8 protein-coding genes and 1 pseudogene are annotated in these 13,565 nt (G+C 71.8%); 4 read left to right on the top strand and 5 right to left on the bottom strand.

All coding sequences use genetic code 11. The features are described 5' to 3' along the window. Positions 1–99 precede the first annotated feature (99 nt). Positions 100–1,461, top strand: coding sequence for a dipeptidase (locus K9S39_RS36635; RefSeq protein WP_248867615.1), 1,362 nt, complete (start codon positions 100–102; stop codon positions 1,459–1,461). Between the two features lie 435 nt (positions 1,462–1,896). Here K9S39_RS36635 and K9S39_RS36630 read toward each other — a convergent pair whose 3' ends face one another. Further along, on the bottom strand, positions 1,897–2,931 hold the full coding sequence (locus K9S39_RS36630) for an NUDIX hydrolase (protein ID WP_248867614.1): 1,035 nt from the start codon (positions 2,929–2,931) through the stop codon (positions 1,897–1,899). A 662-nt stretch (positions 2,932–3,593) separates the two neighbouring features. Here K9S39_RS36630 and K9S39_RS36625 point away from each other — a divergent pair. After that, positions 3,594–4,865, top strand: a pseudogene (locus K9S39_RS36625) (glycoside hydrolase family 27 protein); the annotation flags it as partial. A gap of 129 nt (positions 4,866–4,994) precedes the next feature. Here K9S39_RS36625 and K9S39_RS36620 read toward each other — a convergent pair. Further along, on the bottom strand, positions 4,995–7,070 hold the full coding sequence (locus tag K9S39_RS36620; protein ID WP_248869118.1) for a serine/threonine-protein kinase: 2,076 nt from the start codon (positions 7,068–7,070) through the stop codon (positions 4,995–4,997). A gap of 488 nt (positions 7,071–7,558) precedes the next feature. Further along, entirely contained in the window at positions 7,559–8,512 is a 954-nt protein-coding gene (locus K9S39_RS36615; RefSeq protein ID WP_248867613.1) for an ROK family protein, read from the bottom strand. A 172-nt stretch (positions 8,513–8,684) separates the two neighbouring features. Between K9S39_RS36615 and K9S39_RS36610 the strand changes: the two genes are divergently transcribed. Then, complete coding sequence (locus K9S39_RS36610; RefSeq protein WP_248867612.1) at positions 8,685–9,725, top strand: LacI family DNA-binding transcriptional regulator; 1,041 nt, start codon at positions 8,685–8,687, stop codon at positions 9,723–9,725. 658 nt (positions 9,726–10,383) lie between these two features. On the opposite strand, the gene K9S39_RS36605 is transcribed toward K9S39_RS36610, so the two are convergent. Further along, positions 10,384–11,667 (bottom strand): DUF6986 family protein, encoded by a 1,284-nt coding sequence (locus K9S39_RS36605; RefSeq protein ID WP_248867611.1) that lies wholly within the window; start codon positions 11,665–11,667, stop codon positions 10,384–10,386. Between the two features lie 294 nt (positions 11,668–11,961). Between K9S39_RS36605 and K9S39_RS36600 the strand changes: the two genes are divergently transcribed. Further along, entirely contained in the window at positions 11,962–12,480 is a 519-nt protein-coding gene (locus tag K9S39_RS36600; protein ID WP_248867610.1) for a DinB family protein, read from the top strand. Positions 12,481–12,582: 102 nt separating this feature from the next. On the opposite strand, the gene K9S39_RS36595 is transcribed toward K9S39_RS36600, so the two are convergent. Beyond that, complete coding sequence (locus K9S39_RS36595) at positions 12,583–13,545, bottom strand: electron transfer flavoprotein subunit alpha/FixB family protein (RefSeq protein WP_248867609.1); 963 nt, start codon at positions 13,543–13,545, stop codon at positions 12,583–12,585. Positions 13,546–13,565: the final 20 nt, after the last annotated feature.

Genomic DNA, 13,565 nt, shown 5'->3' with positions numbered 1-13,565 from the left:
GGGAAGATCGGGGGCACTCGTACCCGTACGTCCGGCCCGTCCGGCTCACGAGGCCGGACGGCCCTACGTCATCAACGTCGCGCCCACAAGGAGCGTTCCATGTCTGACAGCCCGCTCGCGCGCACCGTCGCCGCTCTGCAGCCCCGCGCCAGGACCGAGCTCGCCGAGCTGGTGGCCTTCAAGTCGGTCGCGGACCCGGAGCAGTTCCCCAAGAGCGAGTGCGAGGCGGCCGCCCGTTGGGTCGTCGACGCGCTGGAGGCGGAGGGCTTTCAGGACGTCGCACTGCTGGACACCCCGGACGGCACCCAGTCCGTGTACGGCTTTCTGTCCGGCCCGGAGGGCGCGCCGACGGTTCTGCTGTACGCGCACTACGACGTACAGCCGCCGTTGGACGAGGCCGCCTGGGTCTCGCCGCCGTTCGAGCTGACGGAGCGCGACGGCCGCTGGTACGGCCGCGGGGCCGCCGACTGCAAGGGCGGTCTGATCATGCATCTGACGGCGCTGCGCGCACTGAAGGAGCACGGCGGCGTCCCGGTCAACGTCAAGGTGATAGTGGAGGGTTCGGAGGAACAGGGCACCGGCGGCCTGGAGCGGTACGCCGAGGCGCACCCCGAGCTGCTGGCCGCCGACGCGATCGTCATCGGCGACGCCGGCAACTTCCGGGTCGGACTGCCGACGGTGACCGCGACGCTGCGCGGGATGACGCTGGTGCGGGTGCAGGTGGACACGCTGGCGGGCAATCTGCACTCCGGGCAGTTCGGTGGCGCGGCACCCGACGCGCTGGCTGCGCTGATCCGGATCCTGGACTCGCTGCGCGCCGAGGACGGTTCGACGAGCGTGAACGGGCTGGCCGCGGACGCTACCTGGGAGGGCCTGCAGTACCCGGAGGAGGACTTCCGCAAGGATGCCAAGGTCCTGGACGGCGTCGGGCTGCTCGGCGGCGGTTCGATCGCGGACCGGCTCTGGGCGCGTCCGGCCGTCACCGTGCTCGGCATCGACTGCCCGCCGGTGGTCGGCGCCACCCCGTCCGTGCACGCGGGCGCGCGGGCGCTGGTCAGCCTGCGGGTGCCGCCGGGCGAGGACGCCGTCGAGGCGACGAAACTGCTGGCCGCCCATCTGGAGAGCGCCGCTCCCTGGGGCGCGCGGGTCTCGGTCGAACAGGTCGGCCAGGGGCAGCCGTTCCGTGCGGACACCGACAGCCCTGCGTATGCGTCGATGGCGGCCGCGCTGCGTGAGGCGTACGACGGCGTGGAGATGCAGACGGCCGGCATGGGCGGCTCGATCCCGCTGTGCAACACACTGGCCGGGCTCTACCCGGACGCGGAGATCCTGCTGATCGGGCTCAGCGAGCCGGAAGCCCAGATCCACGCGGTCAACGAGAGCGTCTCACCGGAGGAGCTGGAGCGGCTGTCGCTTACGGAGTCGCTGTTCCTCCAGCGGTATGCGCTGCGCTCGGCCTGACGCTGCGCTTGGCGGTGGCCGACTTGGTGCTCGCCGTTTTCGGCTTTCCCGCCGTGGGGTGCGCCTGCGGCGGGCCTGCCCGGATTTCGGCTTCCCCGCCGTGGGGGTGCGCCTGCGGCGGGCGTAGGTCTTTCGGGTGCGGTGCCGCTCCTCCGGACTCCGTCCTGCGGAGCGGCCCCTCCCGACGGTGGGAGGAAAGAGGCCGGTGGGGCACATGTCATCTGTCATGTGTCTGTGATCGCGACCACAAGGCGCACATGACCGACTACGTGTCCCCACCGGTCATTTCCCCACCTCCCTCGTGAGGTGCCGGTCCGCAGGACGGAGTCCGGAGGTCCGGCACCGCTGCCGAACAGCCCCGCGCAGCGGCAACAGTCCACCGCAGGTGCCATGGCGGGACAGCCAAAAACGTGGGGCTCAGGCAAAGCGCAGCGGCTACCCCACGGGAACCCCCGCTTCCAGATGCACGGGCCACCCCTGTTCCCGGGCGCGCAGCGCCCAGCGCAGTCGGTTCCAGCGCACCGGTGGCAGCATCTGCTCGGCCTCGGCCTCGGTGACGAAGCGCCATTCGCGCAGCTCCGCGCCGGGCAGCAGCAGCTGCCGGATCCGGTCGCCGGTCAGCCTGCCGCCGTCGAAGAGCAGCCGGAGGCCGCCGAAGCCGGGCGGTTTGGGTGCTTCCCAGTCCAGTACCAGCAGCCGGGGCGCGCGCGTCAGCTGAATGCCCAGCTCCTCGGCGACCTCGCGTACCCCGGCGTGGGCGGGCCTCTCGCCGGGCTCCACGATGCCGCCGGGGAATTCCCAGCCGGCCTTGTACGTGGGGTCGACGAGCAGCACCCGGTCCTGGTCGTCGAAGAGCAGGACGCCGGCAGCGAGGGTCTCCGCGCTCGGTTCGGGGGTCTGCACGATGTCGCAGGAGCCGGCCCCGGTCCGTACCGCCTCGGCGACCTGCTCCGCGGTCTGCCGCGGCGTCAGCCGGCTGGTGTCCACGACATGCGCGTCCCCCCTGATCCAGTCGAGCGCACCGGCGTACGGGCCGAGGTGCTCCAGGCACCACCGGCGTACCGACTCATTGGCCTCGGGGTTCCCGGGTACTTCCTCGCGTCCTGCTATTCGCGCACGCAGGATCGTTTCCTCCGCGTGGAGCAGGACATGCCGTACCGGAATCCGGCGGGCGGCGAGGGAGCCGAAGATCTCGTCGCGGTACTCCTGCCGCAGCAGGGTCATCGGCGTGACCAGGGGGCCCGGTACCTCGGTGAGCAGCGCGGCGGCGGTGTCGACGACCATCCGCCGCCAGGACGGCAGGTCCTGATAGTCGTCGATCTCCTCCAGCCGCTTGGCGGGCAGCATCAACCGCAGCCCGTGGCCGAGGAGTTCGGGGTCGTAGAGCGTGCTTCCGGGAAGCAGGTCGAGCAATTCATGAGCCGCAGTGGTCTTGCCCGCACCGAACGTGCCGTTCAGCCAGACGATCACGGTTTCCCCTCTTCCCTAGACCCAGGTGAGTTGCCCGCAACACCCTGCCACGGAAACGCTCGGGGCCACGGGCCTCGCGCGCGGCCGGGAACGGCGCATATTCGGCTGCCGGTCCGGCCAGGGGGCTTCACGGCCCCCGTGGACGCACCGATCGCGTGAAACACCACGGGGAGGATGCCGGTCGTCTCATCCCCCGCCGCGAAACCCCGGCAAACAAGCGCTCCCCAGCCCCTCCAGTACCGAAACCCCCACCACATACGGACCTTCCGATACGGCCCTTCCGGGCGGCGAGGGGACGCGGAGAACGCATATGACGGCGGCTCATCGGACGGTCACCGGCGGGCCGGTGGCGAGAACTGCGGGTGGTCGCTGAAGAAGTCCTCGTCATTATTGCCGGATCGCCTGTTTTGTGCGCGGCGAGCGCGGCGGCATCCCCCAAAACAACAGAACCGGACACGGTGCACGGTCCTACCGGGATGCCACCCCGAACGGCAGGGCCAGCCATGGGGCTTGGCGTACGACGGAGCAACCGTCACGCACCTCTTCCAACAGACTCCAACAAGCCCTACCGTAACCGCTCACCGACCACGGCCAAGTGACAGGCAACTGACCGATACACCCCGCCCCCCAACCCCCACCTCTCGCGAGGACGGAGGACGCGAATGATGCGCGTTCACATCCGCACCACCCACCGGCGAGATCAGCGAGGAATCGTCGGAGTACTGTCCGCCGCACTGCTCTGTACGGCGGGGATGACCGCCCCGCCCGCCGCTGCCCGTACTCCCGACGCCCCGGACGTATCACGTACGGCCCGCACCACCGGCATCACCCACGCGCCACGGCTTCCCGACGGGCTCGCCGAAACGCCGCCGATGGGATTCAACAACTGGAACTCCACACACTGCCGAGCGGAGTTCAACGAGGCGATGGTCAAAGGCATTGCCGATCTCTTCATCAGCAAGGGCCTCAAGAACGCGGGCTATCAGTACGTCAATCTCGACGACTGCTGGGCGCTGCCCGAACGGGACAAAAACGGCAAGCTCGTACCCGATCCCGGGCGCTTCCCGAACGGCATCAAGTCCGTCGCCGACTATGTCCACTCCAAGGGCCTGAAGTTCGGCATCTATACGAGCGCAGGCACCAAGACCTGCAATGAGAACGGATTCCCGGGCAGCCTCGGGCATGAGAAGTCCGACGCCCAGCAGTTCGCCGATTGGGGCGTGGACTACCTCAAGTACGACAACTGCAACAACCAGGGTGTGGACGCGAAGCAGCGGTATCGCACCATGCGCGACGCGCTCCAGGCCACCGGGCGGCCCCTCGTCTACAGCATCTGCGAATGGGGCGAGAACAAGCCCTGGGAATGGGCGTCGGACGTAGGGCACCTGTGGCGCACAACCGGCGACATCGACGACAGCTGGTCCAGCATGCTCGCGATCCTGAAGCAGAATCTGCCGCTGGCGCCGTACGCGGGCCCCGGGCACTGGAACGACCCGGACATGCTGGAGGTCGGCAACGGCGGAATGACGGACACCGAATACCGCAGCCACTTCTCGCTGTGGTCGATGATGTCCGCGCCGCTGCTCATCGGCTCCGATCTGCGCGAGGCGGGCCCGGAGACGTTCGAGATCCTGGGCAACGAGGACGTCATCGCCCTGGATCAGGACGCACTGGGCAAGCAGGCGACGGTGCTCCGCTCCGCATCCGGCCGCTGGACGATCGTCAAGGAACTGGCGAACGGTGACCGCGCGGTCGCGCTGTTCAACGAGACCGGCCAGCCGCAGCGCATCACCACCACTGCCAAGGACGCGGGCCTTCCCCAGGCCGACGGCTACCGCCTGCGCGACCTGTGGGAGCACCGCGACCACCACACCACAGGCACCATCTCCGCGACGGTGCCGGCTCACGGCACCGTCGTCTACCGGGTCGCCGCCTCGCGCTGAGCCGGCTCCCCCACGCCTGGCGATGCCCCCGTGCGACGGGTGGGCCCGCGTCCCGGCGCGCGCCCACCCGTCTCTCAGCGGGCACCGATGTCGTTCGGCAGGCACCGCGCCAAGCGTCGTTCAGCAGGTAGGCAGCCCGGGGACCGGCTGGTCGTTCTCGCCGCCGGTGATGTAGACGACGCTGATGTAGACACCGGAGTTGCCGCTGTCGTCATCGGTCTTGGCCCACCAGACGTTCGTCCACTTCCCGTACGTCTCGCGACGGCCGAGCTTCGCCTGGCAGTAGAAATAGTTGGTGCCCATGTTCAGCGTGCCGGCCTGCTGAAAGGACGCGGTGTACGAGGTGGCGGTGCGCCACACATCGCAGTTGGTCCTACCGCCGCCGATGTCCACACACGACGTGCTCGGGCTGGGGTCGCCGCCGCCACTGCCCCCCGAGCCGGTGCCGCCGCTGCCGCCACCGGACGTACCGGTGCCGCCGTCCGAACCACCGGAGGAGCCACCGTCCGCGCCGCCCGTGGTGCCACCCGCGTCCGTGCCGCCGTCCTGCTCGCCCGAACTCCCGCCCGCGCCACCGGGCTTGGGGTCGTTCGAGGTCGCGTCGCCCGACGGCTGCTGCGATGCGGAGGGTGACGGGCTCTCCTTGCCCTTGCCCGCATCCTTGTCGTCGTCCGTGCCGGCCGATGCGCTGGGCCGGCCGGCCCTGGACGGGCTCTCGGGTGGCTCCGGGGCATGCCGTCCGCCCTCCGCGACGGCGCCGCCGGGGTCCCCGCCGACCAGTGCGTACGTCACCCCGCCGCCGGTCGCGAGCACGGCGAGCACCGCCGCGACGGCCAGCGCCACACGACGCCGACGGCGGGCCGGCAGCCGTGCGGTGTCCCGCTCGGACGGGACCCCGAGGTACGGACGGGGGCCCGTACTGCCCACGGCCGGGCCGCTCACCACGCCGGGCGGGTCGTGGAGGGGGCCGGAGGCGGGGGCGTTTGCCGGAAAGTCGGGAGAGCTGGGGGAGTTGGGGGAGATATGCGCGTGGGGTGAGTTGCGGGAGCTGGGGGAGCTTGGAGTGGCCGCGGGCGGGGTGTTGTGCTCACCACCCGGCGCGTTGTGCTGGGCGGGCGGGGTCTGCCGGGGCGCCGGTGCACCCTGGGGACCCGGCCCGGACAGCCAACTGGCCGGGGGCACGCCCGCGTTGACCGGACCGTCGGGCGCGGCACCGGCCGCCGCTGCCGCCTGGGCGCCGGGCGGCTGAGCGGCCGCCCCCGGATGGCCCACCCCCTGCCGGCCGCCCCCTGGCTGCCCGATCTCCTGCGGCGGATGCGGCGGGGTGACCGCGCGGAGATCAGTCGCGGTGGGCAGATACGGCGTGCCGGGCGTCGGCGCCACCTGCGTATCCCGGCCCTCGGCCACCGCCTCCAGCAGCCTCCGCGCCTGGGCGGCGGACGGCCGGTCGGCCGGATTCTTGGCCATCAGGGCGTGCAGGACGGGGGCCAGCGGCCCGGCACGTTGCGGCTCGGGCAGCGGCTCGGTGACGATCGCGGTGAGCGTCGACCACACCGACGTACGACGGAACGGCGCACCGCCGCCCTCCACGGCCGCATACAGCGTCATTCCCAGCGACCAGATGTCCGAGGCGGGCGTCGGGTCCTGGCCCTGGGCCCGCTCGGGCGGCAGATAGTCGAGCGAGCCGACCAGTTCGCCGCTGCGGGTGATGTTCGTGGTGGCGCCGTCGCCCGGGGCCTCGATGCTGGCGATGCCGAAGTCGGTCAGCACCACCCGGCCTCCCCCAGAGTCTGAACGGCCTGGTCGGTGCCCCCAGCCGTCCAGCAGCACATTGCCCGGCTTCACATCGCGGTGCAGCACGCCCACGTGGTGAGCGGCGGCCAACGCGTCCATGACGCGGGCGCCGATACGGGCGATCTCCCGGGGTTCGAGGGCGCCGCCCTGCGCGATGGCGTCGTCCAGCGAGGGGCCGTCCACCAGCTCCATGACGATGACCGGCCGTCCGTCCTCGTCGATGACGTCATGGACGGTGATCACGCCGGAGTGCCGGATACGGGCCGCGGCCCGCGCTTCACGCTGCATACGGGTACGCAGATCGGCGAGCTCCGGGGCGGAGGCGTCGGTATAGGCGCGCAGGACCTTCAGCGCGACCTCGCGGCCGAGCACCTCGTCGACGGCGCGGCAGACCACGCCCATACCGCCGCGGCCGATCCGGCCGGTCACGCGGTACCGGCCGCCGAGCAGCCACCCGGTCAGATCGGCGTCATTGCCCCGCTTGGGGCCGCTCGCGGCAGCCGCACTGGGGGTTCTCGGGGCGCTGGGGGTACCTGGCGCACCACCGGCCTCACCCGCGCCAGCGGCAGCGTTCGCGTCACCGCCCTGCGGAGCGCTGTTCTGCGACGCGTTGTTCGGCGGAGGGCTGTTCCGCGGAGGGCTGTCCTCCGACGTACCACCTTGCGGAGCACCTTGCGACGGCGGGCCGTCCTGTGCCGGTGACGCCGAGGCCGCAGGCGCGCCGCCCGCCTCCCCGGGACCGTCCCCTCCGCTCGCCCCACGCACCTCGTCCGCCCCCCGCTGGTCACGCTCCCCCGGTGTCACCGTCGCCGATCCCCTCGATACCCGTACCGCTGCCCGTGTGCCGTGGTCGGCAACAGCCTAAGGTCGCGCGGGGTCGGTCGGGGGCGTCAGGGCACCGGGACGAAGGCATCGAGACGGGACTGTTGCGCGGCGGCCGCGGCGCCCACCACTCCGGCGTCCGTCCCCATTTGAGCTGGTACGACTCTCAGGTCCGCCACGAACGACAGCGTCGCGTAGTCACGCAGGGCCGAACGCAACGGGGTGAAGAGGAGATCTCCGGCGCCCGCGACTCCCCCGCCGATGACCGCGATATCGATCTCGACCAGCGTCGCGGTGGCGGCGATCCCGGCCGCCAGCGCCTGGGCGGCCCGTTCGAAGGAACGGATGGCGAGCGGGTCCCCGGTGTGCGCCGAGGCGGCGACGGCGGCGGCACTGGTGTCCCCGTCGGGGCCCGGCCGCCAGCCGTTCGCCAGCGCCCGGCGGGCGATATTGGGGCCGCTGGCGATCCGCTCGACGCAGCCGCGGGCGCCGCACGGGCACGGGTCACCGTCGAGGTCGACGCTTATGTGCCCGATGTGGCCGGCGTTTCCGGTGGGGCCCGGGTGCAGCCGGCCGTTGAGGACCAGTCCGCCGCCGACCCCGGTGGAGACCACCAGGCACAGCGCGTTGGCATGGCCGCGCGCGGCGCCCTGCCAGTGCTCGGCAGCTGTCATCGCGACGCCGTCACCGACCAGCACCACCGGACGCTCCCCGACGAGCGTCCGCACCGCCGCCACCAGCGGGAAGTCACGCCAGCCGGGAATGTTGACCGGGCTGACGGTGCCGGCCGAGGCGTCCACCGGACCCGCACTGCCGATGCCGACGGCCGCCACTCTGTCCCACTCGGGCGCCGCGGCCAGTTCGGCGACCACCCCGGCCACCGCGCGCATCACCGTCGCCCCGTCCTTGTCGGCGGGGGTGGGCCGCGCGACCCGTACGACCAGCCTGCCGTGTGCGTCCACCAGAGCGCCGGCGATCTTGGTGCCGCCAATGTCCAGAGCTGCGCTGAGGTACGTCTGCATCGGTATGGAATCTCCTGGTGGGCCCGGGGCCGGGGGGTGTCGGCCCGGCGTGAGAAGGCCAGTCTTCCGTCAGTTGACAACGTTGTCTAGAGGCTATGCTCGACGCCACAGCCACAGCCGCACCCGATCGCAGCCGCCCCGCCCGACGTCGACAGAAACAGGACCGCGCACCGTGACCGACACCGCCCGGGGCACCTCCCGCCGCTATGGCAGCCGGCCCACGATGAAGGATGTGGCGTCGCGCGCCGGGGTCGGCCTCAAGACGGTCTCGCGGGTGGTCAACGGCGAGCCGGGCGTCACACCGGACACCGAACGCCGCGTCCAGGAAGCCATCACCGCACTGGGATTCCGCCGTAACGACTCGGCCCGGATCCTGCGCAAGGGCCGTACGGCGAGCATCGGACTGGTGCTGGAGGATCTCGCCGACCCGTTCTACGGGCCGCTGAGCCGTGCCGTCGAGGAGGTCGCACGCCGTCACGGAGCGCTGCTGATCAATGGCTCCAGCGCCGAGGACCCGGCCCGCGAACAGGAGTTGGTGCTCGCGCTGTGCGCCCGGCGGGTGGACGGGCTGGTCGTCATCCCGGCCGGCGATGACCACCGCTACCTGGAGCCGGAGATCGCGGCCGGTGTCGCGACCGTCTTCGTGGACCGCCCGGCCGGCCGGATCGACGCGGATGTCGTGCTCTCCGACAGCTTCGGCGGCGCCCAGGAGGCGGTCGCCCATCTCATCGCGCACGGCCACCGCCGGATCGGTTTCCTCGGCGACCAGCCGAGGATCCACACCGCGATGGAGCGGCTGCGCGGCTATCGCGCCGCGATGGCCGCCGCCGGACTGCCCGTCGACGACTCCTGGGTGTCGCTGGGCCCGACCGATCCCGCCCGCGTACGAGCCGCCGCCACGGCCATGCTGGACCGTCCCGAGCCGGTCACCGCGCTCTTCGCGGGGAACAACCGCGTCACCGTCACCGTCGTACGCGTCCTCCGCGAACTCCCGCGTCCCGTCGCGCTGGTGGGCTTCGACGACTTCGAGCTGGCCGATCTCGTCCGCCCGGCGATCACCGTCGTCGCCCAGGACGCCGCCCGCCTGGGCCGTACGGCCGCCGGGCTCCTCTTCCGCCGCCTGGAGGGCGCCACCGAACCACCGCGCCGGGTGGAGCTCCCGACCCGTCTGATCGCCCGCGGCTCGGGCGAGATCCGCCCGCACGAGAGCTGATCGGACCATACGCCGCACGACTTCGGCCGTGCGGCAGCCCATGCCCCGGACGCTCCGCCCGACGCCCCGGACCGTACGGCTCACGCTCCGGACCGTACGGCCGATGCTCCGCACTGTACGGCTGACGACCGATCGAGCCGACCGCCTCCATACCGTCAACTGCCTTGCGGCAGCCCCCCGTCCTGACCTCATCGGATCCCCCCGCTGCGGTGCTGATCTCCACCCACAGCCATGCTCGCACGCGCCACTGACAACGCCGCCGACCAGCTCCCACCACCGACCCGCGCAGAGCGCCCGCTTCCCCGGAGGCGGCGGGGAACGCGGCGGCGGACGGCCGGCGCGGCGGCGCAGGCGAAGGCCCGTCCATCGGCTTCACCGCACTCTCCGCCCCCACGGTGCACGGCCTGACGCCGCTACAACCGCACGACGAGAGCCTTGAACCGCACGACTGCAGCCTTGAATCCGTACCACCACACCCGTAGAACCGCGCCACTACACCCGCCCACCCCCCGAAGGGGGGTGGGCGGCGGGGAAAACAAATAAGGCCCGGGCGGGCGACGGGGAAAGGACTGGGTGAGCGGCCGGGAAAAGGCGCGTGGGCGGCGTGTCCTCCCCCTCAGATCCCCAACCCTCAGATCCCCACCCCCGCCCTCAGCCCTCAGCCCACATTCGAAGGCCGCCCCGCCAGCGCATCCAGTTCCGCACGCCCCAGTCCGGTGAGCCCTTCGACCTCGGCGCTGTCGACGGCCCCGCAGTCGAGGCCGCGCAGCAAATAGCCGCTGAGCGCCTTGGCGGTGGCGGGCTCGTCCATGACGTCGCCGCCGGCCTTGGCGACATAGGCCGCGAGCCGGGCGGCGGCCTGCTCCAGGCCCTCGCGGTAGAAGGCGTAGACCGCCGCGTACCGGGTGGGCAGGTGGCCCGGGTGCATGTCCCAGCCCTGGTAGTACGCACGGGCCAGCGACCGGCGGACGAGGCCGTGGTGCAGCCGCCAGGCGTCGTGGACCTGGGCGGTGGCGCCGACGGGCAGGACATTGGTCGAGCCGTCGGACAGCCGCACGCCGGTACCCGCCGCGGCCACCTGCATCACGGCCTTGGCGTGGTCGGCCACCGGGTGGTCCAGCGACTGGTGGGCGGCGCTGACGCCGCAGGAGGCGCTGTAGTCGAAGGTGCCGTAGTGCAGGGACGTGGCGCGCCCCTCCGCGGCCTCGATCATGCGGGCGACGGTGGCACGGCCGTCGGCACCCAGGATCGACTGGGTGGTCTCGATCTGGATCTCGAAGCCGATCCGGCCGCTCTCCAGGCCGTGGGCCTTCTCGAACGCCTCCAGCAGCCGGACCATCGCGGTGACCTGCTCGGCGTAGGTGACCTTGGGGAGCGTCAGTACCAGTCCGTCGGGCAGGCCGCCGGCCTCCATCAGGCCGGTGAGGAAGATGTCGAGGGTGCGGATGCCGCGGTCGCGGACGGCGGCCTCCATGCACTTCATCCGGATGCCCATGTACGGGGCGGCGGTGCCGTCCTGGAACGCGGCGGCGACCCGTGCGGCGGCGCGGGCGGCGGCCTCGTCCTCCTCAGCGTCCGGGCGGGGGCCGTAGCCGTCCTCGAAGTCGACGCGCAGGTCTTCGATCGGCTCGCGCTCCAGCTTGGCGCGGACGCGGTCGTAGACGGGTCCGGCGAGTTCGTCGGAGATGCCGAGGACGGTGGCGAGCGCGCCGGCGTCGGGGGCGTGTGCGTCGAGGGCGGCGAGGGCCTGGTCGCCCCAGGAGCGAAGGGTGTCCGCGGCGAAGACATCGCCGGGAACGTAGACGGTGTGGACCGGCTGGCGGGTACCGGGGTCGCCCGGGTAGCGCCGCGCCAGATCGGCGTCGACCTCGGCGAGAGCGGCGCCGATTCCCTCGCGTACGGTGTGCGCGAGGCTCGTCGCCACGGTCTCCTGCTGCCCCATCCGACACCCTCCTGGTGCGTCCGCCCGGCCTTCGGGCGCTCTTCCTGTTGCCGCTTCCGCGATCTGTTGCCGCCTCCGCGGCCTCTTGGCCACATCCGCGATTTGTTGCGACTGTTGCGCTCACGTTTTCCGTGCAACGGAATCAACAATCCGTATAGCGAAGTTAACCGTGCCGGGTGGCGAGGTCAACACCCCTCTCGCGCGCGAGGACGCAGGTCACGGGGCCCGGGGCCCGGGGCCGCAACCCGCATAACTCCGTGGCGCGCCGCGATCAAGGCCGTCAGACTCGCCCTCATGACGTGGATCGCACCCTCTATTGAGCGCCGAGAACTCCCGACGGTAGCCGGCGAGCGGGAAATGCTGCAGGGCTGGCTCGACTGGCACCGCGACACCCTGCTCGCCAAGTGCGCCGGGCTCGCCCCGGACCAGCTGGCCGAGGCGAGCGCCCCGCCGTCCAGCCTCACCCTGCTGGGCCTGGTACGCCACATGACGGACGTCGAGCGCGCCTGGTTCCGGCAGCGCTTCGCCGGCGAGCGGATCGAGAGCCGCTACATCACCGACGAGAACGTGGACGCGGATTTCGACGACGTCGATCCTGCGGGAGCCAGGGCGGCCTTCGACGCGTTCCGCTCGGAGATCGAACGCTGCGACGCGGCGGTGGTGGACGGCGACCTGGACGCGACCTTCCAGAGCAGCCGTGGCCGCACGCTGAACCTGCGCTGGATCTACGTCCACATGATCGAGGAGTACGCCCGGCACAACGGCCACGCGGACCTGCTGCGCGAGCGGATCGACGGCGCGACCGAAGACTGACCAGCCAGCACGGCCGGCCCAGCACGGCACGAGGCCCCGTACGCGTGGTGCGTACGGGGCCTCATGCCACTGCGGGCCCGGCTGCCCAGGAGCCCAACGGCCTCAGCCCTTGCGGGCCTTGACCGCTTCGGTGAGCGCCGGAACGACGTCGAACAGGTCGCCGACCACGCCGTAGTCGACCAGGTCGAAGATCGGCGCCTCGGCGTCCTTGTTGATGGCGACGATGGTCTTCGAGGTCTGCATACCGGCACGGTGCTGGATCGCGCCGGAGATGCCCGCCGCGATGTAGAGCTGCGGCGAGACCGACTTACCGGTCTGGCCGACCTGGCTGGTGTGCGGGTACCAGCCGGCGTCCACCGCGGCACGGGAGGCGCCGACGGCCGCGCCGAGCGAGTCGGCGAGCGCCTCGATGACCGGGAAGTTCTCGGCGCCGTTGACCCCGCGGCCACCGGAGACCACGATCGCGGCCTCGGTCAGCTCCGGGCGGCCGGTCGACTCGCGCGGGGTACGCAAGACGATCTTGGTGCCCTTGGAGGACTCGGCGACGGTCACCGCGAGCTGCTCGACCGTACCGGCGGCCGGCGCGGCCTCCGGGGCGGCGGAGTTGGGCTTGACGGTGATGACCGGGGTGCCCTTGGTGACACGGGACTTGGTGGTGAAGGACGCCGCGAAGACGGACTGCGTCGCCACCGGGCCCTCGTCGCCGGCCTCCAGGTCGACGGCGTCGGTGATGATGCCGGAGCCGATGCGGACCGCGAGACGGGCCGCGATCTCCTTGCCCTCCGTGGAGGACGGCAGCAGCACGGCGGCCGGGGAGACCGCGTCGTAGGCGGACTGCAGCGCGTCGACCTTGGGGGCGACGAGGTACTCGGCGAACTCGGGCGCGTCGGCGGTCAGGACCTTGACGGCGCCGTGCTCGCCGAGGACCTTGGCGGCGTCCTCCGCGTTCGCACCGAGGTGGACGGCCACCGGCTCGCCGACGCGGCGGGCGAGGGTGAGAAGTTCGAGGGTGGGCTTGCGGACGGCGCCGTCCACGTGGTCGACGTAGACAAGGACTTCAGCCATGGGGTGACACTCCTGCGGGA

It is taken from the genome of Streptomyces halobius, from assembly GCF_023277745.1.
Lineage (GTDB): Bacteria > Actinomycetota > Actinomycetes > Streptomycetales > Streptomycetaceae > Streptomyces > Streptomyces halobius.
Note: the sequence above shows the minus strand (reverse complement) of the source record. Positions and strands in the feature narration are given on the sequence as shown.

Excerpts from the sequence above, each read along its gene's own strand:
- K9S39_RS36605 (WP_248867611.1), bottom strand. The coding sequence starts at position 11,667 with ATGGGGCAGCAGGAGACCGTGGCGACGAGCCTCGCGCACACCGTACGC.
- K9S39_RS36635 (WP_248867615.1), top strand. The coding sequence starts at position 100 with ATGTCTGACAGCCCGCTCGCGCGCACCGTCGCCGCTCTGCAGCCCCGC.
- K9S39_RS36595 (WP_248867609.1), bottom strand. The coding sequence starts at position 13,545 with ATGGCTGAAGTCCTTGTCTACGTCGACCACGTGGACGGCGCCGTCCGC.
- K9S39_RS36615 (WP_248867613.1), bottom strand. The coding sequence starts at position 8,512 with ATGCAGACGTACCTCAGCGCAGCTCTGGACATTGGCGGCACCAAGATC.
- K9S39_RS36600 (WP_248867610.1), top strand. The coding sequence starts at position 11,962 with ATGACGTGGATCGCACCCTCTATTGAGCGCCGAGAACTCCCGACGGTA.
- K9S39_RS36620 (WP_248869118.1), bottom strand. The coding sequence starts at position 7,070 with ATGGGCGTGGTCTGCCGCGCCGTCGACGAGGTGCTCGGCCGCGAGGTC.